This is a genomic window from Escherichia sp. E10V10 (assembly GCF_004211985.1).
GTDB lineage: Bacteria > Pseudomonadota > Gammaproteobacteria > Enterobacterales > Enterobacteriaceae > Escherichia.
On the sequence record NZ_RHJO01000041.1, the window covers coordinates 1 to 25,845 of the forward strand.

Sequence of the window (25,845 nt, forward strand, 5' to 3'; positions counted from 1 at the left end):
TGTCTGTGACATTAGCTACATCATACTTATAGCCTTCATCAACATTCACATTAGCGCCTGTTGTATTCAGGGTTGCGGCATTAATACCGCCAGCCACGTTGAAATCAGTCATCCCGAGGGTGCCGGCATCCATCTTGCTCAGATCGATACTGATAGTTTCGCTATCGTTAGAACCTACCTGAATAGACAGAGACTGATCCTGGCTGAGAACTTTAACGCCGTTAAATTCAGTCTGATTGGAGATGCGGTCGATTTCATCCAGACGGGCATTGATTTCGTCCTGGATGGACTGACGGTCAGAATCGGAGTTAGTGCCGTTCTGCGCCTGAACAGTCAGACGACGGATGTTCTGCAGGTTGTCGTTCACTTCGTTCAGCGCACCTTCAGTGGTCTGAGCGATGGAGATACCGTCGTTAGCGTTGCGGGAAGCCTGAGTCAGACCAGAGATGCTGGCGGTGAAGCGGTTGCTGATAGCCTGGCCAGCAGCATCGTCTTTTGCGCTGTTAATACGCAGACCAGAAGATAGGCGTTGGATCGCAGTGCCGAGAGTGGACTGAGATTTGTTCAGGTTGTTCTGTGCAACTAGGCTCAGTGCGTTGGTATTAATGACCTGTGACATGATATATCCTCAATTAAAACGTGACGGTGCGATCCGCCCGGAATAGAATTTAAACTGAATATGCGTTGTAACTCCGCATACCACAGATATCGGCGTGGAAATAAAGTGGCTAAAGCGAATGAGATAAAAAAAGTAAAAATAGGGCGGAAATGTAAGAGGACAAATTAAAGAAGTTAATTATTTCATCTATTACTTTGTTGAAAAAAAGTTAAATATTTATCCAGTCTGTTTTTATGCCGATATAGGGAAGAGATTCTTAAAAATCACAACCCCTCAGGAGAAACAACATGGGTATATCATCACTGGGAATCGGTTCAGGGATCGATACCGCATCAATGCTGGAGCAACTTAAAGCCAGCGAACAGCAGCGCCTGACGCCCTATACCAGTCTTCAGAATAGCTATAAATTGAAGATTTCAGCCTGGGGATCTATCTCCAGCCTATTGTCTACGCTGCAAAAATCGGTGAAATCATTAGGTGGTGATGCATTCAATACCCTGAAAGTGAGTAGCAACAAAGCCTTTACTGCGACGGCGAGCACGGGTGCGCTGGCGGATACTCATGAAATTACTGTGGAACAACTGGCATCTGCCCATAAACTGAAAACGGCACTCCAGACCAGTGCTGACACCACCCTGGGGAGTACAACTGGCAGCGGCACCAGAAAGATCACCATCACGCAAAAAGACGGAAAAACCACCGAAGTTGAACTTAAAGACGATGAAACGTCGTTAAACAGCATCGCCAAGGCTATCAACAAGCAAAATGGTGATGTTAGTGCCAGCGTTCAGCCTACAGGCAACGGTTATCAACTGGTTCTGAGTTCTAAAACAACCGGCAGCGACGGTGAAATGAGCGTTAAGGTCGACGGCGATCAGAATCTTGCGGACATCTTGGACACGTCAGCGGGCGGTCAGCATCCAAATGGTGTTGCGGGCGATCCTGGTGCAGCTGACAAGATGATTTCGGTTTCGGATGCTAAAGATGCCAAATTGTCTGTTGATGGTACTGATTTTACTCGTTCCAGTAACAACATTACTGACATCATTGACGGTGTGACGCTGAACCTGAATGCCGTTTCTGAAGCAGATAAAAATGATCCGACCAAATTACAATCTGAGCAGTTGACATTAACGGCTGATACGTCTGCTATTAAAACTCACCTTCAGGATTTTGTTAAGCAATACAATGCACTGCTGTCAGCAACAACTACATTCAGTAAGTACGTCAAGAATGATACCTCCGGTCTGAGTGATGATGATGTCGCAACGCCCAGTTCCAAGAGCGGGGCGCTGATGGGCGATTCCACGCTGCGCGGAATGGTCAGTCAAATTCGCTCTACGGTAAACGGCGTTTATGGTGATTCTGGCGCTGATTATGGTTCATTAGCCGATCTGGGCATCAAAATTGATGCCGCAACCGGTCAGATGACACTGGATGAGGACAAGCTGGACAACGCGATTGCCGATGATCCGGATCAGATCGCCAATATGTTTATGGGTCATGGCAGTAATGAAGGCATGGCGACTACGTTGGGGAATATCATCAGTAGCTATATTGGTACTGGTAGCGATGATAAAACCGGGCTTATCAAGACCACCACTGACGGCCTTGATTCACAAAGCAAGGTGGTTCAGCAGCAAATTGATAAGACCCAGAAACTGATCGATGCTCAGGTTGAGCGTTATCGCATCCAGTTCCAGAATCTGGATACCGCGATGTCAAAAATGAACAGCATGAACTCGCAATTAACCTCTCTTTTATCAACGATTTAATAAGAGTAAAGGCTGACGGAGCGTGACTCCGCCAGCCCCGCAGGAGTCTGATATGTACACTTCACAGGGCGCAGAAGCCTACAAACAAGTTTCGCTACAGAGCAAACTGGCAGGAGCAACCCCACATCAGCTTATTTCTATGCTGTTTGATGGAATTCATAGCGCAATCCAGAAAGCAATTATCTATTTTGAACAGGGTAATATTCCTCGCCGCGGGGAGATGATCTCTAAAGCAATCAATATTATTGATAATGGTTTGCGGGCATCGCTTGATCATGAGAAAGGTCTGCATATTGCAGGCGAACTCGAACAACTTTATGAGTATATGTCACGGACATTGTTTCAGGCTAACCGAACGAACGACCCTGAATTACTGAAGCATGTCGATCAACTATTAATGCGGCTTGCAGAAACCTGGGAAGAAATTGACCCACAGCAAACCCGGGGGAGACGTGGTTAATTTGATTTCACATTATGATAATTTGTTCGACATGAACCAGTCGATGTTAACGATGGTGCGTGAAGAAAAATGGGATGCCTTTTTAGCGCTGCTGGATATATTTCTGGCGAAAGCGGAAGACTTAATGACGGGCACCAGTGGATTAACGCTGTCAGAAATTGAGCGTGAACGCATCAAAAGTCTGGTTCGTGAGCTTATGAACGGTACAGAGGAGTTGATCCGTAAAGTCAATATCAGGCTCGAAACGCTCAAGCAAAATATGTCATCTTTGCATCAAGGTTCAAAAGTTAGTCAGATGTATACGTCTTTTGACGCGGTAAAACGCTAATTAGCATTGGTTATACTGCATTCCCTGGGCAGCAAATGAGCTGTACCAGCGTTGGTTAATGTCCATCGGAGTCATGGGCATTAACAATATCATCTATTCTCAATAGTTTATCTATCATATTTTCTATTTCCAGTTTCCGATGCTACGCGACACATATTCCCTTAACGTTGTTCTTCATTGAGATTTTCCTCAACTCTGTGATGCCTTTGGCAGAACATCCTCCTCCTTGCAGTAAAATGCCTGTCGATGTGTTCAAAAAATGCAATGGAGCTTATGTGTTTACGATACGCTGGAATATAAAAACCATTGACCGTATTTCAATGATAGAAGACGTTTTAAAAGAATTTTCATTTTATAAATTTAATATTATTTCAATGAAAGTGACAGCCGGACGCATTCTTATAAAATCAATGTGTCGTCATACAGGGGATATCAATAGTGTAGTGACACGGTTAAGTCATCATCCAGACATTATTAATATTGAGCATTTTAGTACCGATAGTGGAATCACCTCTCATAGATCAGTAAAACCGAGCGAATATTTTACTGATGTGATTGGTGAAAGCCCGCAAATGCAATCGCTTATAGAAAAAGCGATAAAGTTTTCGGAAAGTCGTTTTACCGTATTGATTCGCGGTGAAACGGGAACAGGGAAAGAGTTGCTGGCGCGTGCTATTCATAATTGTGGGCCACGACGTTTACACGCTTTTATTCCGGTAAACTGTTCGACAATCCCTGAAGAACTGATGGAAAGCGAGTTCTTTGGTTACGAGAAAGGCGCGTTCACCGGGGCCGATGGCAAAGGGAAGAAAGGATTGTTTGAAATGGCGGATAAAGGAACGCTGTTTCTTGATGAGTTTGGCGAAATGCCACTAAGTATGCAGGCAAAACTACTGCGCGTTTTGCAGGATAGTGGTATCCGGCGTATAGGCAGTTCTCAGGTTGTTTCTTTTGATACTCGGGTTATCGTAGCCACTAATGCGAACCTGGAAGAGATGATGTTGAATCGTCAGTTACGTGCCGATCTCTACTACCGAATCAATATTCTTTCGTTAACAATCCCGCCGCTTCGCCAGCATCCACAAGATATTACGTTATTGATTGATCATTTTCTGCAAAAGCATGGTTGTGAGTTTAAGCGGGCATTGGTTTTTGATAAACATAGTCTGGAATTTTTGCAGCATTACACATGGCCGGGCAACATCAGGGAACTGGAGAATATTATTATCCGCTTGATGCATATGTCGGACAGTGGAATAGTAACAATGGACGAACTGAAATGGATGAATTCTCCATGCCGGGAGAACCAGCAAAGCCACTGTGGGAATATGGAGCCTTTAAAAGAACAAGTTCGCTTGACTGAACGAAAAATTATCGAAAAAATGTTAGATGATAATAATTCTGCACGCAGCATTGCTAAAGTACTGGGTGTTTCGCACACGACCGTTTTGAATAAAATACGCAGTTACCAACAAGATGTGGTTTATTAACGCCCCCATCTAACATATGGGGGCAGCCCAAATACTACTCGATGAGTTTCAGCAGCGGTGAGAGGCAGAGTAGAATACCGTAGATAAAAATAAGCCAGCTTCTGACTCCGCGTAGGTTTTCTAGCGCTTGGACACTGTAAATTAAGAAAACAGGGATCAGACAAGAGACGATACCGTATAGAGGACTACCAAGCTGGAAAAACACCAGAACGGATACACGAAACGAAACCCAGACAACCAGTGTCGCAACAATAAAAATCCCTATTCCTGTTGTGAGCATCTGCGGGCTGACTTTCTCAACATTAATTACCCGACTTAAAATATTGAGTACAATTCCTTTCAATGCTTCATGAAAACCAAGATAAATACCAAAAAAAGCCGTCAGAACTGCAAAAATATTTAATATTGTCGAAGCAAGATGAATAATTTCTCCTGGTATCACTTGCGTTGCCAGCGCCAGGGCGGAAATATTCTGCTCAAATGCGGAAATCGCTTCTTCATGGCTGATGGAAAAAGTGAATGAGAATGAAAAAAACAATATGATGGTTATCAGCGCAATGTAACTGATTCGATGGGTGCGGATAGCCATTCTGGTGGCCATAACCCGGTCTCTTTCTCTTTTTCGATAGGCAATATTCATCGGATTCAACACCTGAATAAAGACGGCTGAGAAAAAACAAAACGGGATGGTCAGCAGAACGTCACGAAAAAAATCACTCATTGGGGGAAATGCACTGATATTATTAAAATTCCAGTGTGGGATCATGATAAAACCCAGGATAACAATAATCCCTACTTTGATGATTACCATTGGCCCGGAAATTTTAAATAATATTTTTTCTCCACGAGAGGCAATGGCAACCAAAACAGAAAAGACAATGATTTTATAGATAATGGATTGTGACAAGTCGCTATCGGTTAAACCAAAGTGTCTGATATACGAAGCGCTGTCAAAAATGACGGAAAGAGAGTAGATGAATATTCCATGGACAATCATCAAAAAGTATATAACGCCTAAAAAAATGCCCCAGTTTTTCCCCAGGTAGTGGCTTATAATATCAGTATAATCGTTGCAGGTTTCACTTTTGGAAAGTGTTTTAAGATACATGTCCTGCACAATATACGTTGCAGGGTAGGCAATAATAAATGCTGTAATGAAAACCCATATCCCTTTTAAGCCGATCTGCACTGGCATTAAAACTGTACCTGCGCCAATGGCCATGCCAATGCATAATAAAACCCAGCCAAAGTCATAGCGTGTAAAGGGTAGTTTATTGGTGAGTGTGTGAGAAATATTTACATAATTATCCGCTTGTTGCGTGCTGATTTGCATAATGTGCCTCCATCCCAATCCCTCTGCCAATAAAGCAGAGGGCAGGTGTTGATATTTTATATGCTTTTGAAAAATTAATTTCCGGCGATGGCTGTGGCGATTGCCTGCTGAAGGTCCTCAATAATATCGTCAGGATCTTCCAGACCTACAGAAAGCCGAATCATTCCATCAGTAATTCCTGCTTTTAATCGTTCTTCTGGCGGCACAGGAGAGTGGGTCATCGATGCCGGATGTTGGATCAGTGTTTCGGTATCCCCAAGGCTTACCGCCAGCAAACATAAATTGACCGCGTTAATCATCCGTCTGCCAGATTCAAAGCCTCCGGCTATTTCGAAACTGATGACACCGCCGGGTAAAGTCATTTGTCGCTTATATAAATCGTACTGAGGATGAGCCAGTAATCCAGGATAATAGACATGGGTAATTGCCGGATGGCTTTCAAGGAACTGCGCAATTTTCATGGCGTTACTGGAGTGACGTTCCATCCTGACGCCGAGCGTTTTAACGCCACGTAAGGTTAGCCAGGCGTTAAACGGACTCATACATCCGCCCGTAATATCCTTAAGTCCAACGTAACGCGCCTGATCGATAAAATCTTTTTTACCAACAATAACGCCGCCAATGACATCGCCGTGACCGTTAATGTATTTAGTGACGCTATGTACAACAATATCTGCCCCCAGACGTAACGGTTGTTGGCCATAAGGCGACATAAAGGTGTTATCGACAATCAATATCGCGCCGTGCTGATGTGCGATACCCACGACCATTTCAATATCGACCAGTGTCAGCGTCGGATTGGCCGGAGTTTCGATATAAATAACCTTCGTTTCTGGTCGTATTGCTGCTTTTAGTTCAGCAATATTTGTCGCGTCGACAAAGCTTGTGGTGATGCCAAATTTCGGCATGCTGTGGGAAAGAAAAGCGTGTGTACAGCCATAAATTGCATTGGCAGAGACAATATGATCGCCTTGCTGGCACAGAGTCAGCAGGGCTGTCGTAATCGCAGAAATTCCAGAAGCGGTCGCCAGTGCAGCTTCACCGTCTTCAAGGACGGCCATTTTTTGCTCAAGGGCATCTGTGGTGGGGTTACCCAGGCGAGTATAAATATAACCTGGTTCTTCAAGTGCAAAACGTGCAGCGCCTTGTTCAGCATTATCAAAGACAAATGTTGATGTCTGGAAAATTGGCGTGCTGAGCGATCCCGTAGAGGGGTCCGGGTGTTGTCCTGCGTGAATAATTTTGGTATCGAATCGATAATTGCGGTTATTAGACATACTCTTTCCTTAATTTTATAAACGACTCGCTAATGACATAGCAATTGCTATGCCAGATAAATAATCGTGTGTATTCAATTTATTAGCGTTTGTTACACCGTCGTTTATGTTCGGAATATTTCCAGTCTGGCAATAAAGTTGCCACTATTAACGGAAGTAATAGTTACAACATACAATTATTTTTCGAAATCGCCGCACTCTTTAAACTCCAGATGCTAAAATGTCACTATGTAATACCTTATCGTTCAATCAAAACAATTGTTGCTCTAACCGCCGAAAAGTTAGTTAGGCTAAATGTTGTAATGAGCAGCGCTGCTCACCATGGGCCGCTTTCAAGGAGATGAGAGTTTATGTTTACAATTTTGATGATAGTGAACAAAGAACCAGATATCGCCAAAACAAACATATCGAAGTACCGCAAGCCGCTATGAGAAAATATTATGAATGGCGTCATCTTGTCAGGGACTATGGGCACGATCCAAAAACAGCGGCGAAATCTGTTTCGGATGCAAATTGTGAAAAACTTCACGGTTTTACTGATACTTATTCATTTCGGATAACTCAAGAGCATAGGGTTATATTCGTCAAGCGAGGTAATAATATTAAAGTTCTTTCCGTAGGCGGCCATTACGTTCGTCAGTAAGTAAAGACCGGTGTTATGGTTTAGCTGTATAACTGCCGTCATGTTAAAGGTGACCGTTCAGGTGGTCACCGAACTCAATAATAAAACGGATCATCATCAACAGCCAGTTTTGGAACGACATACTCCTTTTAGGAATATCGTTGAGTACCTGGCATAGTAAAAGATAATTAACCGTGACTGCCTGTCATTGACCACCTGGGACCCACAATCAATTTTGAGGGCAAGTATTTATGCTGCAAGAACAACAGCGTTTGTGGAAATTTTGAATAAAAATAACTCACTGCCGTTCTTTCTTTAGTTTCTTATGCAATTCCTGCCAAACGGCAATATATGACTCAGTCATCTTGCCTAACGTAAACTCAGGTCGATTAACACTATTACGGAATATCTGCGCCTTCTGGTCTTTACGTAATTGCTCGACATCAGAAAGGTAAGTAATAATCCGCTTTTGGATCGCGGCGATAGTCGGTTCGCAAGCATATTCCGGCTGCATATAACTATCCATACCTAACCCTGGCGTGGCTATTAATGCGCAGTTCGACAACAATGCTTCTAGACCAACAATACCGTAGCTTTCCTGCATACTTGGGAAAACCACGATATCAGTTTCCGCCAGCGCCTGTTTTTTCTCTTCCCCCTGCACAAAGGTTAACCCTTTAAAACCTTCTTTTTCCATATAATCGGGGATTTTTTCAGGCCCATAAACCCGGGCTTCTATGCGCTGTCGATAGGTTGGTGGAAGTGTATTGATGGCATCACGGAAAATCAGGAAATTCTTCACAATATCGGTAAAGCGACCAAAAAAGCTAATCACTACTTTGCCTTCAGGATGGGGAACTTTATCCGCCGGATAATCTGCGAAATTCACACCGATTGGAAACAGGTGAGGAGGGACGATATCCGCCGAGACATGCTGAATAACAGAGCGATGGGCCCAATCGCTATGAAGAACCACCGCGCCACTTTGTCTTACAGCGATCCTCTGCTCCCAATAATGCTGCATTCCTTTTTGTGTCCGGGTCAGATAGTGTTGCATACCGATATAGCTGGAATGCAGCGTGAACTGAACGCGCTTTAGCTCAAAAAAGAACGGCAATAGCGGTGAGTTTTCATGCACTGAAATAATGTCAGGTTTGAACTCATTGAGGAGCGGCTGAATTTTTTGCGCTGTACTCCAGGCCACGTTAAGACTGAGCGACTCCAGCGATGAATCGAGGGGTAAGGCCGGTTCTACTGCAATCTCATAATCAGCCAACTGAGAATGTGCTGTCTTTTGATTATTCAGATACAACACTTTAAAAGGATAATTACGCCGTTTTAATTCCGCCCAAAAGTGTTCATTAAAAAAACCAAGACCGCTAAACAGCACGTCCGGGGCTTCAGTTGTAACAATTAAAACTCGTGGTTGCATACCAAATCCTATTATCAAATGCAACGGATAGCCTGCCAGTAAATAAAAAATGACAGGCTTCCATTTAACAATGGCTCTCCACTAGAAACGATATTTAATTCCTAATATAACCAGAGTATCGCTATAGCCACTGTCACCCATTTGCTGCGTGACGTTACCCCAAAGATCCAGGCGACGAGATAACTGGCCTTCAAGTCCCACTTTTACTTCGCCAATATTTTTGGTTCCATCAATACTATTCTTATAGCCATTCATGGTTGCACCAAAATTATGAGTATTGTGGATCCAGTTGGCTTCGATAAATGGCTGGAATTTACGGTCTTTACCGTTATCAATAGCACTATGACCGTTGGCATAAGTACGAATACCAAGACGACTTTGAATATTGCCATCACCATCAAAGGAAACACGTGAACCACCACTACTTGAATGTTCAGTATGGTCATTGGCGCGAACGTTCATCCAGGTCAGTTGTCCCTTAGGTTGCAAATAATATTTCACACCGTCAGAGATTCGTTCCCCCAGTTTGAAGGTATAGCCAGCTTCAATTGATGCCGTAACACCCCGGGATTTATAGCTTTCCGTCGCCAACTGGTCACCTTTTACTTCATTATCAAACCAGTTATATAAAGCCCAGGCATCAACATAACTGCCTGTTTTATCATGCTCATTGGCATACCATGTGCCATACAATCCCGCACTGTACCCCGCCACAGAACCTGTGGATTTATATCCTGAATATTTTGACTCCGTATTGCTGTTTTGCCTGGCGAATCCGGCCATTACGCCCAAATGCCAACGGTCGAAACCATTGCTACTCCATTGTGCAATATCGCCACCTAGTTGAGAAACGTAACGATTCCCCTGATTTTTTAACTGGCCACTGCTATCACGAGAACGGTTATGACCGCCAACTTGGCGCAGCCACAAACTGGTCACCTTTTGCTCACCGGTCAGGGCATCAGTATATTGGGTTTCCCCCATACGATCGTGAAGGCGCATCAGGAACAGGCTATTGGCGGCCATATGGTTAAACATATAGCTCCCCGGTTCGGGTCGATTGATATTTTCAGGTTCAGGCTTCGGTTCTGGAGTTGGCGTAGGCTCGGGGTCAGGATCAGGTTCCGGGTTCGGTATAACCGGATCTTCAGGCGTGACAATCGGAAGCTGTGAACGCAGATACCAGTCACCATCCTGATTATTGACGCTATTTTTATGCAAATAGTATTCAAATGCACCGCCAACGACACGACCTTGCTGAATAAACTCACCGGAGGAATCACCGTTAACTTCAATAACTTTGATCCCTTCACTGGTTTTAGCTCCGGTTCCGCCAGAATTATTAATCAGCAGATAACTTTGTCCGGAGGTTGAGCCATTAATGATGACTCTGTCTGTAGGAGAACTGTCATCCCCAAGGTAAGTATCCAGCTCAACAGTGCCATTATTACCCACATAATCACCGTCGATAGTAAAACGATCACCTACGACGTTATTAGCGAGAATTAAACGGCCCTGGTTTTTGAAGGTGGGCAAATTCTGCAACAGCGCGCTGTTTGCGCTGCCATCGGCATTCGCGGTCAGTATAATTTGACCGAGGTTATTTAACTCAGTCGTTCCGCCACCAAAATCACTGGTTGCCACAGAAGCAACCGCATCCCGGACACCATCCCGATCGGAATCTGACCACTGACGAATATTCCAGACGCCCGTTGTGTCATTCACGATCTTATCCTGACCGCTGGTTAATTGAATAACACCAGTCATCGTTCCGGCATTGGTGATGCTGGTAGCCGCCCCAGTGTATTGGTATGTATTAATACCCGACGGATTATTAGTGTAGTTGAGATCATAATAATCATAGCCAGTTGTGCTAATCGCGACATCAGACAATGCCCCCAACGTTGCACCTTCATCAATCGTGATACTGGAAGTTGCTCCGCCGATGGTTTTAATCCCCGCACCTTCAGAGCCGCCATCAACTACACTACCTTCCTGTAAGTGAACATCAAACACACTCTGAGGATCGAGAATAATGTAGCCGCCGCTACTATAGGAATATTCAGGGCCGGTATCCTGTAAACGAATCGCATCTCCAACTTGAGAGCGAATAACGCCTGAGGTTGTCATCCGAGATTCCAGCGCCTGAGAATATATTGCGGCTGTATCTTTACTGGCACTCTGGTTAACAATTTGACTATCGGAATATTGCGTCACGGCCCCCAACGCTAATAGACCGCCGGATGCACCCGCCAGATAAACACTGGCGTGTTGGGTTCCACGAACGTTGGTTATATCAAAGATTATACCGCCGGAAGGCCCGGAAATGGGGGCCTGAGGTTCCTGCACATCAACATCGGAGATGTTTCCTGTATAGATATTGCCAGAGGTGCTCACTTCAATTTCGGTGTTGCTACGTCCTAATGCCTCAATACCCGTTGCATCCGAATGAATTGTTGTGCCAGCCTCTAAATGGATAACTGATTTATCCGTAGTCATATAATCAGTTTCGTATTGATAGGCTGGGGTACTAGTACGATTATTTATGTCAGTATGAATATGGATATTTATTTTGTTATCAGCATAGACACAGCTAGTTTCAGGTCTGGTACTGACATAATCACAAGAATCTGTGGCATGCGCGGTATTAAAAGCAAGAAAGATAGCACCTGCAACCAGGGTTTTGTTAAAGGGATTTTGACCTGCGTGATAGTATACATTCTGTAGCGCTATTTTAGGTTTTTCAACGCTCTCTTCTGAATAACAACAATTGTATCTATTATCCATAATAGCTCATCCTGATGAAATTTATCCATTTAATAAAACCGACGAGAGCAATACCACGCGCACGCATTTGGTTTAGGTTAAGAGTCTATACGTCCCATTAATTTTGTAAATAAGAAATATTGAACTTTTGGTTAAAATATCATTCATTGATAAAAAACAACATTTTCATACTCAAATAAACACGCATTCGGGACCAGAAAACGATAGTTATTATACAGATTTCAACTGGTTAAAGTGAAAATGGTTTAACAAACGGAATGATCGATTAATAAAATTGTTAGCGATATAAAATAAGGATTTTTATAAACAATGCCAGGAAATTTCCGTGATTAATGCGGACAAATCACTCGTCTCTTTCGATTATTCAAAAAGTTAAAGAAGAAGATCTGTATCCTGAACAATGGCCAGAAAGGCCTCGAGAAGTCTAACCCTTTATCATCAACGAAAGTTTTTAATATTTGTTATTATTATTACGTAATAATGGTGCAAGCACAGCATTCATAACAAGTATAAAAGCCATTGCTATATATATCATTGGAAAACCGAATTGTTGTGCAAAAAAGCCTATTGGTGCTGGCGCCATTAATGTACCTAAATAACCGATGCTTGTAACAATACTTATTCCAGTACCTACAGTAATTCCAGACTGATGGCCTGCGGATGAAAAGATGACAGGAACAATATTGGCAATACCACCGCCAGCCAGAGAAAAAGCCAGAATTGCCTGCCACGGCGACGGTTACAGGGCTGCTGTTAGCATACCGGCTGCTGCCAGGATACTGGATACACGAAGAGTTTTCACGGGTCCATAACTATCACGTATCACATCACCAACGAATCGAACCATTGACATGGTGCATGCAAAAAAAGCAAAAGCAAGGCTGGCTATTTCTATATTAGCATTAAGGTTTTTCATTAGATAACGTGATGACCAGTCGACAACCGCACACTCTGGTATCATTCCAAGAAGAGCCATTATTCCTATAATATAGATTTTAGCCTGGCGGGGTAAACTCGATGATGATTTATTTTTCTGATTCTCTTGTGGATGATCATTAGTGATAAAATGAAGTGCTGTCAAAACCAGAAGAAAAGCGATCCCAGAAATTATAAAAATATGACCAAGGTATCCATAGTTTTTAACTGCATAACCACCTGTAAAACCCGATACAAATAAACCAACGCTCCATGAATAGTGGCACATTGACAGTATTGCGTAAGCTAATTTTCTTTCAAGGATAACGGCATTTGCATTCATGGCCACATTCATCGAACCAATCATCGCGCCTAAGAGAAATAAAAAGAATACTAATGAAGAAATATTTTTTACAATGCCTACGGATATTAACGAAACAGATGCTAACACGGCAAATAATCGAACAACTTTTTGTGAGCCAAACCTTGAGATTAACATACCGGACAGAGGCATCATAAATAAAGCCCCCAAACCGAATGTCAAAATAAGTAGACCAATGGTTATATCATCGGCGCCAAAACGAGGAGCAAGCTGTGCTATCTGCACAGCCCATCCTCCTTGTATAAATCCGTTGACAAAAAATAGTACAGTAACGGCCCATCGGGATTTTTGTAGCCGTTCCATGAACATTACTCCTGCTGTGTTAGCTGTTTATCACTGTAATGAATTACTTACTATTTAATAAAACAGAGTGATCAGCACATAATTTAAGCATATAGCTATCTTCACTGTTTCTGATTAATTGTACATTTTTAAAATCAGGAATAATGACTTTTGCGCCTAATGGCATGAGCTCCTCATCGCCTACACCAACGCAATAACAACCCGCAGCAACTGCTGATGCAACGCCGCTTTTAGCATCCTCGAAGACAACTGCCTGACTTGCTGGAATACCCAGACGTTGTGTAGCAAGAAGATAGGGATCAGGGTGAGGTTTGCCACGGGTAACATCATCACGTTCTACAATAACGGATATGTAAGGCTCTGCATGAAGTAACTCTATGACTCTGTTAATTTTTTGCCTCCAGCCGCTGGTTACAATACCAACAGGAATGTCGGCCTCTCCCAAAGAAGCAATGAGGCTGGCAACGCCAGGTATAAGTTCACAGTCCGTCGTATTCTCTACATGAATAATATGTGCCTGAACTTTTTGCTGGTCGGATTCCGGGAGATCGCCAAATAATGTCCGGATAGTATAGGGGCCAGGATGTCCGTGAATATGCTTCTGTATATCTTCGTCGGTGAGATGACGTTCATACATCAGAGCCGCTTCACGCCATCCATTTTCAATAACCATCCGGGAATCAATCAGGACTCCGTCCATATCAAATAAAACAGCTGAAAATTTTTCTCCGTTTTTATTCACTCTATTCTCCTTCAATGATAATAAATATCTATATCTATATCTATATCTTCATACCGTTCGCTGCTACGACGACCTGTCCCAGCGATATGCATCCATCATTACCAGGTACCAGCTTATGGCAATATGGTTTAAAACCTCTTGATTCAAGTTCATCAAGAGTGTTAACCAGCAAGAATTCATTACAAAAAACGCCTCCGCTCAATACAATCTGGTCAGTTCCATAACGTTCAGAGAGGAGAGAGCACATTGTTGCTATAATATGCACAATGGTTGAGTGAAAACGTCGGCTAAGATCTTCCTGGTTGATGTTATTGACTAGTATGGACTGAACTAATTCTTTCACTAACGGACGATAATCAACACTTATATCACCATTGTGAATTTCATCGATTATATAGGTAAATGGTTCAATCATATGAAAATCTTTTTTTAGAAGCGCTTCCATTTCAATGGCGGCCTGTGCTTCATACTCAATCTCTGAACAAATTCCAATAAGTGCTGAAACACCATCGAAAAGACGCCCCATACTGGTAGTAATCGTTGTGTTAATTTTCCTTGTTACCATCCTGGTGAATACTTCACGGCGATTTTCAGATAAATCAAGAATAGCTGGTAAGTTGATATAACTCTCAACATTTTCACCATATGTTTCAACCAGCAATGATATTGCCATTCTAATAGGTTCTTTAACCGCTTTATCTCCTCCTGCTAATAACATTGGGCGTAAATGAGCAACACGCTCTACACTTTCGACGTTACCAAATAAAAATTCTCCGCCCCATATTGTTCCGTCAGAACCATACCCTGTACCATCGAAAATCACGCCAATGGTTTTACCTGAAAGACCATTTTCCGCCATACATGCGGCCATATGCGCATGGTGATGTTGGACCTGAATGACTTTGATCTCTGCATTTTCGAGGGCACTGCGAGTTGAACGAAAGGCCGGGTGTAAATCACAGACCAGAATATCGGCTTTTTTTATGGACAGTAACCCTTGCAGATGTTTTATACAGTCGAGATGAGATTTAAATGTTGTATCATTTTTTAAATCCCCAATATGTTGACTGATAAACACTTCTTTACCTTTCCCAATACTTATTGTGGTTTTCAGTTCGGCACCAAACGCCACAACATTTCCAACGGAATAAGGAAGGTGAACAGGGTAGGGAGCATAACCTCGTGAGCGACGCAAAAATGATATTTGTGAATCGGGGGTGTTTTTTCGCTTAATAACGCGAACAACGGAGTCATCTACTCTTGTACGAATATCGCGATTATTAAGTACAAAGTAGTCTGCAATTTTCCCTAGTTGTTCTATTGCATCATTATTATCAATGACAATAGGCTGTCCGGAAATATTTCCGCTGGTCATTATAACGGCCGGGAGTTCAGGATCAGCAAGTAACATATGTTGTACAGGCGTAGAAGGCAACATTACACCCAAATTGGGGTTTTTGGGGGCCACCACTTCTGGCAACGTCTGAGAGCGTTTGCGCAAAAGAACGATAGGGCGAGGCCCGCTCTCAAGTAAAGAGATATCGTCAGGGGTCACAACTGCCCACCTGGCCGCGCTTTCACTGTCTGCAACCATAACAGCGAACGGTTTAGCATCACGTCGTTTACGGCGACGTAACTCTCGCACAGCATCGACATTGGATGCATCAACGACCAGATGAAAGCCGCCAAGACTCTTAATGGCAACAATAGCGCCTTCTTTTAGCCTGTCGATGGTAAAACGTATAATGTCACTGACTGAGATTGATACGCCATCTTTATCAGTTAACTGCAGTTGTGGTCCGCAAACAGGACACGCATTGGGTTGCGCATGATAACGGCGATCTTCAATATCATGATATTCCTTATTACATTGTGGACACATTATAAAAGATTGCATGGTCGTTTGTGCACGATCATAAGGCATTCCACAGATAATAGAATAACGCGGACCACAATTGGTACAATTTATAAAGGCATAACGATAACGATGATTGGACGGATCGTTCATTTCCCTCAGACAGTCTTTACATACATTTGAATCAGGGGGAACAATTGTATCCATATTGGATAAATTATTGCTTTTTCTGATATCAAAGCCTGAATAATATGGCGCTGGTTTTTCCAGTTCGACCTTATATATATCAGTGATCCGTGCCAGAGGCGGTGGCTGAGAGATCAGTTCATCAATTATGTTATTTATGGTCTGTGAAGATGCCTGCAGTTCAAGCAAAACACCTTCGGAATCATTAAGAACCCAACCGGTTGCACCATGCGTTCTGGCTAATCGATGAACAAAAGGTCTGAATCCTACTCCCTGGACAATGCCGCAAACTCGAAACCGGCAGGTGTCTTTTTTTTCAGAATCAACAGAGTCTTGGTAGTTCTGCACCGTAAAGTTCCTCAATAATAGTATGCGTTCCGTCAGATTCGACCATGCAGACTTGCGGCTGCGAGCCTGATTTAACCTCTCCAATAATCGCTGCCTTTTTACCAAAAGGATGAACGCGGAGTAATTCCAGAACATGCTCTGCCACATCTGGCTCAACAAACAGGCAAAGACATCCCTCATTGGCCAGATTAATGACATCCACACCTAACATATCAGCAGCCATAGCTGCCTCAGGCTGGACAGGCAACGCATCTTTATTAAAAACAATAGGGCATGAAGTGGCTCTGGCATATTCGTGCAATACTGCAGAAAGACCACCACGAGTAACGTCCCGCATGGAAGCTATTTTTCCTGTAGGAGTATTAAGCAAAATGTTTTCAATCATATGATTCAGCGGTGCACAGTCACTTAATATATTACGTTCAAACCCCAAACCTTCCCGAATCGATAAAAGATGAATAGAGTGATTCCCGATATAGCCACTCAGGATTATTTTCTGACCCGGCCTGACATGAGTTATCGAAACAGGAGGCCGCTCCAGCACGCCTATTCCGGCAGTATTGATAAAAAGCTGGTCAGCCTCGCCTTTTCCAACAACCTTGGTATCACCGGCAACAATTTTCACACCGGCTAAACGCGCTGTTTCACGAACGGATGCGATAATTTTTAATAAATCTGAGACAGGCATCCCGTCTTCAATGATCAGACTCAGCGTGAGATAAAGCGGGCGGGCTCCACTTACCGCCAGATCATTAACTGTGCCACACACGGCAATCTTACCAATATCGCCGTTGCCAAAGATAAGAGGAGTTACAACGAAAGAGTCGGTAGTGAAAGCAATTTTATTCGTTGGTAGATCCAACAAGGCGCTATCCTCCATCTCTCCCAGATAAGTTTCTTCCAATGTTTCTGAGATACGCTCAACCAGCTCTCTGCTTAATTTTGCACCTGTACCATGATCCAATATTATTGTTTCATTCAATGGCGCAAATAAATTCTCGCCAAGTTCGTTATCGGGCGTTGCTTCAGTCATTTTCATGCTGTTGTCCTTTCACCACGTTCAGGTAAATCACCAGTTTTCTCCAGTAACGACAGTATTTCAGTGGACGGGGCGACGGTTGCACAATATCCAGCAAGCCATTGAAGCGCTCTGTCGGTATCATCTGATGAGGGGGCAAAAACGCAGTCATCAGGAACCCAGACGTTATAACCACGGAAGAAGGCGTCTGCTGCTGTCGTCTGGACACATACGTGAGTTTGTAATCCGGTGACAATAACTGTTTTGACTCCAAGCTCCTGGAGTTTTTGATCTAATTGAGTTTCAAAGAAGCCACTATCCCTGCCTTTTACCACAATAAAATCTGATGGATGGTAAACGGTATTAATGATTTGATTGCTTGGTGTGCCCGCTATTGCTGGTATTCCAGCCGCGCGGTTTCGATATCGACGCTGAACAGCTGGGTCATCAGGATCATGAATAAGTTGCAGATGTATAACGGCTTGCCCCTGGTTTCTTACACCATCAAGAAATTTATTAAATGCTTTCAGCTTTTTATCAAGTTCTTGCGGGTCATTTGTTATTTTATAAGTAAATTCATATTGTAAATCATTTGTCAGAACAGCAATATTTGGCATCTTTATATCCTTATTAAATAATTTTAAATGTTAATAATTCATTCAGACATAAATGAAACACCCTGAAACTATCTGTACAGGGCTATGCCAGAAGATTAAACATAAAAGGATGTTCATCAAATATAAAAATAATAGATTTTTATTCTCAGATAAAAACCTTGTATAACAATATGAACCATACAGGTATAGTATGTACAATTCCTTTTTTTCAAAAATTGATAAGCAACGGGAATGGATATGAAGCTGCTACGTGCCTTTGTAACACTTGCCAGATTAGGGAGCTATCATGATGCAGCTGAGGCCATGTACATCACTCAGCCAGCACTAACAAAGAAAATACAGTCTTTGGAAAAAATAACGGGGATTGCCCTTTTTCAACGGGGCCGTCAGGGAGCAAAACTGACAGAACCAGGAAAACAGCTTCTTTCCCGGGCTCAGAAATTGTTGAAACATTATGAAGAGTTTTCAGAATATGCACAAAATTTGCAAAAAGGAAGTTCAGGTAAGCTGACTCTTGGATTTGGGATATCCTCGTTTCAGTTAGCTCCCAGATGTGTAAGCCTCTTTCGGGAACAATACCCTGACGTTGAGGTATTACTTGATGATGTTCCTTCAGATGTGCAATGCCGTATGTTACTGGACGGGAAGCTTCTGGCTGGATTTACCCGAGAACCGTTAACAGATAAACTTAACTTCAGCCCACTGTTTACAGAAAGTCTGGTTTTGGCTATTCCAGCGGGATTTACACTTAAGTCGCAAAAGATTCAATCAATACTGAACCAATATCAACTGTTGCAAATGACCCCAGACAGAGGTCGGGGATTGGTTGAACAAACAGAAAAATTTCTGAAAGAAAACAATTACAAAGGTAAACCATCTTCTGCTGCAAACGATATCCATACTTTACTAGCTTTGGTTGCTACAGGGAACGGTGTGGCTTTACTACCCGCGGGAACCAACTATTTTTTACCTAAGGGCGTATCACTTATTAGGCCAGAGGGTAATTATACCAAATGGAATATAGGAATTGCCTGGAACCCGCAAATAAATGATATTATCAGGGATAATTTTTTACAAATAGTAAACAATATTAGATTGAATCAGTATTGTGTTAATTAATATTACAAATTGAATAAAAAAGATTAGACTCAAGTCTCAACCTGATACAAACGGGCAACTTAGTGGACAAAAAATGCGACAGCACTGTTAATAATCCTGTCGCATGCAGTTAATTACTCCGCAGAATAAATTTTCATAAACAGAAATTTATTTTTGAAACGGGTAATCATCTCAACTGTATAGTCAATCCACCAGAATCAAAATCAACACTCAATTTATTCCTGTTATCAATAGGTTTTCCATCTATGTAAACAAGATTCAAAAGATATAGCGCATTAACATCATACTGGGTTCCAATTGAATGTGCGTTTAATCTTAGCACTGCTCCTGACCCTGATTTAAAATTGAACATGCCGGGCCAGCACTTACCTGTTGGGTTAATCACTTCCTTCACAGGGTTAATAGGGACGATATCAATCAATGGATTAATTGTCACCTTTGCATTACCTGACAATTGAATAATCTTACCTTTCCCATACCCTTGTAAAAATTGAGCTGTATGAATATCCACTGTCGAGTTATCAAAAGCATCTATCGCAACGAAATCACCTGTGTTGTTGTCTGGGATGTCATTATGGATAGACATTGTGAAAATATTACCATAAGATGAATCATGAAAAGATAAACTATTCGAAAGTTTTAATTCTGATTCAAGATGTTGATCCGACCTAACATTTAGTAAGAGTGAGGAATAATTATTAAAACGCAATCCCTCAGGTTCAATACCAGCACGATTAGGTGCTGAAATCGCATAGGCATGTACATCAAGAGTGCTATACCCTGATAGCGTTGCTTTATAAAATAAACCAATGCTATCAGCCAAAATGGAAAATTTCGAATTCTGCAAACCCGTAAAATCTGTGGATGTCGCTGTCTCTAACGATGACATTCCGAGAAAAACACCCTGTAGTTCTTCCAGTGTAACACGACTGTCGTCGTACAAGCTGAAAGCAATTTTGTATTCAGGGTAATATAGAGAGGAGTCAATTAACCTTTTATTTTTTAATTTCCTATTGCCTGAAATACGGAAATCAGCTTTTTCAAAAAATTTGAAACTGGAATCTTTAGGTGCCGCAGATTGTACAGCCCAGTTAATCTGGTTGGATTTTATACTATCCGGAATAAGAATAAGAGGGCCTGATTGAGTACCATCCATAGTTACACCGTAAACATCAAGTCCGCACCCTTGCATTTTATTAAATGTTTCTGCAGGTCCCTTCAACGTAGTTTCTCCGGCAGAACGAAAAGTTTGCTGATTATTAGAATCCCAGCTAAACGTGTCATCTGTATTTTGCATAATAACCTCTTTTCAAATAGAAATTTGCAACCCAAAACAATATCAGATTGCTGATGAACTACCTGTTTTTTCAGGTAGTGGAATAAAGTGTTAATTCATTTTCTCTGGACATGAAGTAAATTCACGGCGTTATTTGCCAGAATTTAGTCACAACGCTTTATCACTTTTCTGCGATCAAGATTTTCATTAACTGACAATCTTAAAAGCAGCTGCAATGATAATGACTTGAGTACTTCATTCCAGAGCACTTTAACACCATGAATATTAATGCAATTAAAGAAGAGTTGTTGTTATTTGCAAGTTATATATTGATATGGAGTGGGTTATTTTAAAATGATCAGATATCATAGAAATGATTTTTATTATAAACCTGTGATATTGGTGATGACTTATGTTTAAATTTATCTATCTAACTGCATGATTAGCAGTCATTTTAACCAATAGGGTAAGGTAATTTACTCAGATAACGTCATGTATCTCTTCTGATATATAGGTTCAGACGCAGATAAATTTACCCGTTAAATACTTTAGACGGCATAGATATTAAAAAACAACCCGCCATTATGGCGGGTTGTTTTTTAATCTGATTATTCCTGCAACTCTGTCTACTCGGGCTTATGCCGTCTTCGTTATCGCAGATATGCTGATTATCAGGATAGTTAGCTCAACGCGATAACATTCGCGGCGGCCGGACCTTTGGCCCCATTCTCGATCGAGAACTCAACTTTCTGACCTTCATCTAAGGTGCGGAAATCGTTGCTCTGGATCGCAGAAAAGTGTACGAACACGTCTTTGCTGCCATCAGCAGGGGTGATAAATCCAAAACCTTTATCTGCGTTAAACCATTTTACTAAACCAGTCATTTTGTTAGACATAAATATTACCTTCTAAATTTGTGAGCCACACAACGCGGCAAGAATGTGATCTGTATAAAGATTTTGACTTACTAAGGCACTAAAGGAGGAGACTCACGAAGAAGGGTAATCGGAAGATAACACTGAACTGAGACTGCTTTACTAAAACTGCTTTCATAAGGTCTGTCTTGCAAACCAACGATGCTATTAACGCATATTCATTATAGTTATGCAACTTTTATTTTTCATTCATGTGTTCTATTTGTTGTGCGCCATTAACAAAGGTAAGCTAGAACGCCTGTTATCCCTTCTGTCGGTGGCTGGCTTTCAACGAAAGCCGTTGGAGCGTAAGGAGAGTCGTGAGCCCCATGATGTCCGGTAGTTCTCCTCACTATATAATGCCTGAAACCAGGCAGCGTGATGGTGAGTTACCATTCGACTATTTTACATATTCTGTGCCACCACGGCGGTTTAAAATTTCGACGTTTCTCGCACGAGCACCCTGTAACACATTTTTCTGAACAGAAAACACTCAAAACAGAATGATAGCCGGACATATATTATGTTCCGGCTATTTATTAATAGCTTACTTAATAGGTTCAGCAAGTGTCGTTCTACATTTTAATTATTTTTACTACCAAATGCTCATAGCAGTCGAGTATTCAAAAACAACCACGCCATTAATAAGATGGTCTGCTGGTTTTAAATTATAAGTTCTGGCGCCAGAGTCGCTCATTGTTTTACCATTAATAAGAATCCTGTGAGTATTTTCTGATTCAACGACAAAAGTACACATTTTATCGATATCCACAGTGAGATAAGACCGCTTACCTTCATTGATATTAACGCCATTACTATAAACAATAAGGTTAGTATTAGCATAATCCTGAATCGAAAGAATAATATGGCATTTTCCTTCCGGGGGCTCAGGGAATTTCTCAGGATTCATATATGTGAAATCAGTAAATTCTACGCTTTCAGTATGAATTTTCATAGTAAATACCCCAATTATATACCGGATATCCACCCCACCTAAAAAATCCACTTCAAGATTATACTTATCGTTAGTGTATCCTATTGTTTTATCTACATCTACCCCGCAGGGGTCATCTATCATATAGATATACCTATTTCTTGGACCTTTATCGACAACATCAATAGTACTATCCTGTACTGCACAAACAGTACCCATGCCGAATGAATACGTCGTATATTCAATGCATTGACTATGGGGTTTCCCACAAATAATAATATTGCTCTCAATTACTGGAGGAGTAAGAGATTGTTGTTTTATTTCTGCAATTGGACGCCCCTCCTCATCGCCATGAAAAAGGAAAAAATTATCATTTCGCCACTTTAAGTCCCATAAAGAGATGTTTTTCAGCTTTGAAAAAAAATCAGGAATGTAGCATTTCCTCAGGTTAGGGTAAAGTGTCGTCGTCGTTAATAACCATTGCTTGAAAAAATCAGCATTTTTTAACTTTTCTTGCTCTGAAGTGGACATTTCGTTAATCCACAGAGGGTATTTAGGATGAGTAAGATTATGTGATGGTGCATATTGTACATCCTGAACGAAAACAGGCAGTGCAGGGCTTTCTTGTGGATATGCTTCATACTCTCCCGCCGTATTCTGAATGACGATTTTCATTATGAACTTTCTTCCAGGTTTTACGTATGATGTAATATCTACGGTTAGTGTATCTTTTTTTTATCTTATTTATAAGACATGTATCTGTTATTGCATCATAGACTTGATAACATACAATCTTATCATAAATATTTCTGTCATGTGATGCACTGTCAAATTCTGCACTTTGCCATGCCAGATAATACTTAATGCCTTGCGGTGATTTTTTTCTATAATTCTGACAAAATTAACACTGAATGATGAGTCTTGCATCTTCATAAATTCTCTCACTATATTGTTACGACACGGGAATAATATTGATAATTACGCGTATAAAAATATCATGAAACAATAGATTGTCCGTAAAACGCCACAGCCTGTGCATATAGATCCATTGAATCATCCCAGAGATCTCTTGAGTTATGGGAGCGTACTTCCGAGATATATATTTCGTTATTTTCTTCCGAAAAAATTGCTGATTCATGATTACCAATTGCACCATGTAAAGGATTAGTCCACCCACTAAATAATAAAAATCCCCATTCCTGAAAAAGCCCAGAATTTACTTCACGTTTTATATCATGATATGATTCGATTTCCAGTTCATCGTAAGGGACATTGTTGATATCGCGGCGGGCAGGGAAAGTGCCTTTTTCATCCACAACCCACTTCCATGCGCTGCAGAATCCATCCCAGGTTTCGACATGTGGTTTAAAGAAGCGAAGAGGTTTAATTACATATGCTGAAATATATTTGTCTGTAACCTTATTAGTGGCAAAAATGACAAATGTTTTACCAATGCAATTTTCATCAATATCTTTTGAAAATGACACTACGCCGTCCTGATTTACAGTAACTGTGTTGTCTCCTGCATTGGTAGAAACACTCCAGTCTACCGTATTATTATAGACAACATCATTATCAACCATCATCTGAAATGTTGCCCCAGGGAATAATGTTTTTGGGAAAGACCCATTAGTCATATCTTTTTTCATATCGAAATCATAGTAATTCACCCGAACACCAGTAACTTTTGGCATAATAAATTCCTTAATTGTTTAATTGAAATAGGCTTAATAAACATAATCGGCAAAGAGATATTATTATTTTTATACAGATAAGTGCTGTCATTTATTGGTTATAAAACCATCAGCTTCGAGAATTAATTCAGCCTAAAAAATAAACTGCTATTACTTTTATCGTAATAACATCTTGTATGAGCGACTTTATGCTTCTTCCTGATGGCATCTGGATTTGGCTGTTTCGCCACAGCGTCTATGGAATGGGATATGTTCCGGGTATGGGGAATCATAATCGACTCTACTTATTAAAATGTACCTTTGAAAAAGTAGATTTTCTGAATGCCACTTGTGTGGCACACTTATGCCAATTTTTTACGTAGCGCATCTGACGTTTTTCGCTGTTGTGAGGTCTTTGTATGACCCATCTTCCCGACAATGATCCTGAGATGAATAATTTTCAGCAACTCGTTCCCTCAGAACCCGAGTTATGGCCAACATCTGTAGAAAGCGAGCATCTCCTTAATCCGGCAAGGGCATACTTGCTTTCTCTTAACTCACCGCGCAGTCGGCAAACGATGGCATCTTTTCTGGGCATCGTTGCCAGAATGTTGGGGGCGGCCAATGCGGAGACTTGCCCCTGGGGCAGTTTACGCCGACACCACATCATGGCGGTTGCTGAATTGCTACGGGATACGGGCAGGGCAACGGCGACAATCAATACCTATTTGTCTGCACTTAAAGGCGTAGCGAAAGAGGCCTGGATGTTGAAGCTTATGGATGTCGAAAGCTTCCAGCACATTCTTGCCGTACGTAATTTTCGCGGAAGTAAACTTCAACGAGGTCGGGCATTGCACCGAGAAGAGATCCGGCAGTTATTTCAGGTCTGCGAAACCGATCGTAGCTGTCGTGGCCCCAGAGACGCTGCGATGTTGGGAGTGTTGTTAGGCTGTGGATTGCGTCGTTCTGAGGCCGTAGGGCTTAATATAAGTGACATTGTCACTTATGAACGCGCATTGCGTGTCTTAGGAAAAGGGAATAAAGAACGGCTGGCTTATATGCCGGAAGGGACATGGGTAAGATTACAGACCTGGATTGAACAGGTAAGGGGAGATGCACCGGGACCGTTGTTTACGCGCATCCGCCGTTTTGATGATGTGACCTGCGCAAGACTCACTGACCAGGCGGTTTATCACATATTGCAGGTGAGGCAGCGAGAGGCAGGAATTGAAAAATGCGCCCCTCACGATCTGCGAAGAACGTTTGCTACTGCGTTGCTTGAAAACGGCGAAGACTTAATCACGGTAAAAGATGCGATGGGTCATGCCAGTGTCACAACAACGCAAAAATACGATCGCCGTGGCGAGCAACGGCTTCGTCGCGCCCGCGACAAACTGAATTTTGATTAGCGCTTCCCCGGAGCCTGTTTAGGATTCTGTG

The 25,845-nt window shown here is 41.9% G+C and carries 20 protein-coding genes and 1 pseudogene; 7 read left to right on the forward strand and 14 right to left on the reverse strand.

The window, feature by feature from the left end:
• Positions 1-619: pseudogene (locus D9736_RS22720) on the reverse strand (flagellin FliC); the annotation flags it as partial.
• 287 nt (positions 620-906) lie between these two features.
• On the opposite strand from D9736_RS22720, the gene fliD reads away from it, so the two are divergent.
• From fliD to D9736_RS22740, 4 genes are all read left to right on the forward strand, one after another.
• A complete protein-coding gene (gene fliD / locus D9736_RS22725) occupies positions 907-2,394 on the forward strand; it encodes a flagellar filament capping protein FliD (RefSeq protein ID WP_130259231.1) in 1,488 nt (495 codons plus the stop codon).
• 52 nt (positions 2,395-2,446) lie between these two features.
• Positions 2,447-2,854 (forward strand): flagellar export chaperone FliS, encoded by a 408-nt coding sequence (gene fliS / locus D9736_RS22730; protein WP_130210263.1) that lies wholly within the window; start codon positions 2,447-2,449, stop codon positions 2,852-2,854.
• On the forward strand, positions 2,847-3,182 hold the full coding sequence (locus tag D9736_RS22735; protein WP_130238104.1) for a flagellar protein FliT: 336 nt from the start codon (positions 2,847-2,849) through the stop codon (positions 3,180-3,182). Before fliS ends, D9736_RS22735 begins: the two co-directional genes overlap by 8 nt.
• A 275-nt stretch (positions 3,183-3,457) precedes the next feature.
• Complete coding sequence (locus D9736_RS22740) at positions 3,458-4,672, forward strand: sigma 54-interacting transcriptional regulator (protein ID WP_130238103.1); 1,215 nt, start codon at positions 3,458-3,460, stop codon at positions 4,670-4,672.
• 34 nt (positions 4,673-4,706) lie between these two features.
• On the opposite strand, the gene D9736_RS22745 is transcribed toward D9736_RS22740, so the two are convergent.
• Both D9736_RS22745 and megL read right to left on the reverse strand, forming a co-directional pair.
• Positions 4,707-6,005, reverse strand: coding sequence for an aromatic amino acid transport family protein (locus tag D9736_RS22745; protein ID WP_130238102.1), 1,299 nt, complete (start codon positions 6,003-6,005; stop codon positions 4,707-4,709).
• Between the two features lie 74 nt (positions 6,006-6,079).
• Positions 6,080-7,282, reverse strand: a complete 1,203-nt coding sequence (gene megL / locus D9736_RS22750; protein WP_130238101.1) for a methionine gamma-lyase — start codon at positions 7,280-7,282, stop codon at positions 6,080-6,082.
• 340 nt (positions 7,283-7,622) lie between these two features.
• Here megL and D9736_RS22755 point away from each other — a divergent pair, with 340 nt between their 5' ends.
• Positions 7,623-7,925, forward strand: coding sequence for a type II toxin-antitoxin system YoeB family toxin (locus D9736_RS22755; RefSeq protein ID WP_130238100.1), 303 nt, complete (start codon positions 7,623-7,625; stop codon positions 7,923-7,925).
• 277 nt (positions 7,926-8,202) lie between these two features.
• Here the strand turns inward: D9736_RS22755 and D9736_RS22760 are convergent, their stop codons facing one another.
• The 7 genes from D9736_RS22760 to D9736_RS22790 form a co-directional block, all read right to left on the reverse strand.
• Positions 8,203-9,336 (reverse strand): glycosyltransferase family 4 protein, encoded by a 1,134-nt coding sequence (locus D9736_RS22760; protein WP_130238099.1) that lies wholly within the window; start codon positions 9,334-9,336, stop codon positions 8,203-8,205.
• 81 nt (positions 9,337-9,417) lie between these two features.
• Entirely contained in the window at positions 9,418-12,123 is a 2,706-nt protein-coding gene (locus D9736_RS22765) for an autotransporter outer membrane beta-barrel domain-containing protein (protein WP_130238098.1), read from the reverse strand.
• Between the two features lie 739 nt (positions 12,124-12,862).
• Positions 12,863-13,723, reverse strand: a complete 861-nt coding sequence (locus D9736_RS22770; RefSeq protein WP_240779374.1) for an MFS transporter — start codon at positions 13,721-13,723, stop codon at positions 12,863-12,865.
• A 43-nt stretch (positions 13,724-13,766) separates the two neighbouring features.
• Entirely contained in the window at positions 13,767-14,465 is a 699-nt protein-coding gene (locus D9736_RS22775) for an HAD family phosphatase (RefSeq protein ID WP_240725569.1), read from the reverse strand.
• Positions 14,466-14,505: 40 nt separating this feature from the next.
• Positions 14,506-16,854, reverse strand: a complete 2,349-nt coding sequence (gene hypF / locus D9736_RS22780) for a carbamoyltransferase HypF (protein ID WP_130210281.1) — start codon at positions 16,852-16,854, stop codon at positions 14,506-14,508.
• The gene (gene hypE, locus D9736_RS22785; protein ID WP_240779375.1) at positions 16,829-17,893 is read right to left on the reverse strand and encodes a hydrogenase expression/formation protein HypE; all 1,065 of its coding nucleotides are present in this window, start codon (positions 17,891-17,893) and stop codon (positions 16,829-16,831) included. Before hypE ends, hypF begins: the two co-directional genes overlap by 26 nt.
• Positions 17,890-18,489, reverse strand: coding sequence for a cysteine hydrolase (locus D9736_RS22790; protein ID WP_130210283.1), 600 nt, complete (start codon positions 18,487-18,489; stop codon positions 17,890-17,892). Before D9736_RS22790 ends, hypE begins: the two co-directional genes overlap by 4 nt.
• A gap of 237 nt (positions 18,490-18,726) precedes the next feature.
• Between D9736_RS22790 and D9736_RS22795 the strand changes: the two genes are divergently transcribed.
• Entirely contained in the window at positions 18,727-19,608 is an 882-nt protein-coding gene (locus tag D9736_RS22795; RefSeq protein WP_240730457.1) for a LysR family transcriptional regulator, read from the forward strand.
• A gap of 166 nt (positions 19,609-19,774) precedes the next feature.
• Here D9736_RS22795 and D9736_RS22800 read toward each other — a convergent pair whose 3' ends face one another.
• The 4 genes from D9736_RS22800 to D9736_RS22815 form a co-directional block, all read right to left on the reverse strand.
• The gene (locus D9736_RS22800) at positions 19,775-20,905 is read right to left on the reverse strand and encodes a hypothetical protein (RefSeq protein WP_130238096.1); all 1,131 of its coding nucleotides are present in this window, start codon (positions 20,903-20,905) and stop codon (positions 19,775-19,777) included.
• A 659-nt stretch (positions 20,906-21,564) separates the two neighbouring features.
• On the reverse strand, positions 21,565-21,780 hold the full coding sequence (cspG, locus tag D9736_RS22805) for a cold shock protein CspG (protein ID WP_130210289.1): 216 nt from the start codon (positions 21,778-21,780) through the stop codon (positions 21,565-21,567).
• Between the two features lie 613 nt (positions 21,781-22,393).
• Positions 22,394-23,407: a hypothetical protein gene (locus D9736_RS22810; RefSeq protein ID WP_130259232.1), complete on the reverse strand. Its 1,014-nt coding sequence runs from the start codon at positions 23,405-23,407 to the stop codon at positions 22,394-22,396.
• 320 nt (positions 23,408-23,727) lie between these two features.
• Positions 23,728-24,426 (reverse strand): hypothetical protein, encoded by a 699-nt coding sequence (locus D9736_RS22815; RefSeq protein ID WP_130210293.1) that lies wholly within the window; start codon positions 24,424-24,426, stop codon positions 23,728-23,730.
• Between the two features lie 398 nt (positions 24,427-24,824).
• Here D9736_RS22815 and D9736_RS22820 point away from each other — a divergent pair, with 398 nt between their 5' ends.
• Entirely contained in the window at positions 24,825-25,814 is a 990-nt protein-coding gene (locus D9736_RS22820) for a tyrosine-type recombinase/integrase (RefSeq protein WP_130259233.1), read from the forward strand.
• Positions 25,815-25,845 lie beyond the last annotated feature (31 nt).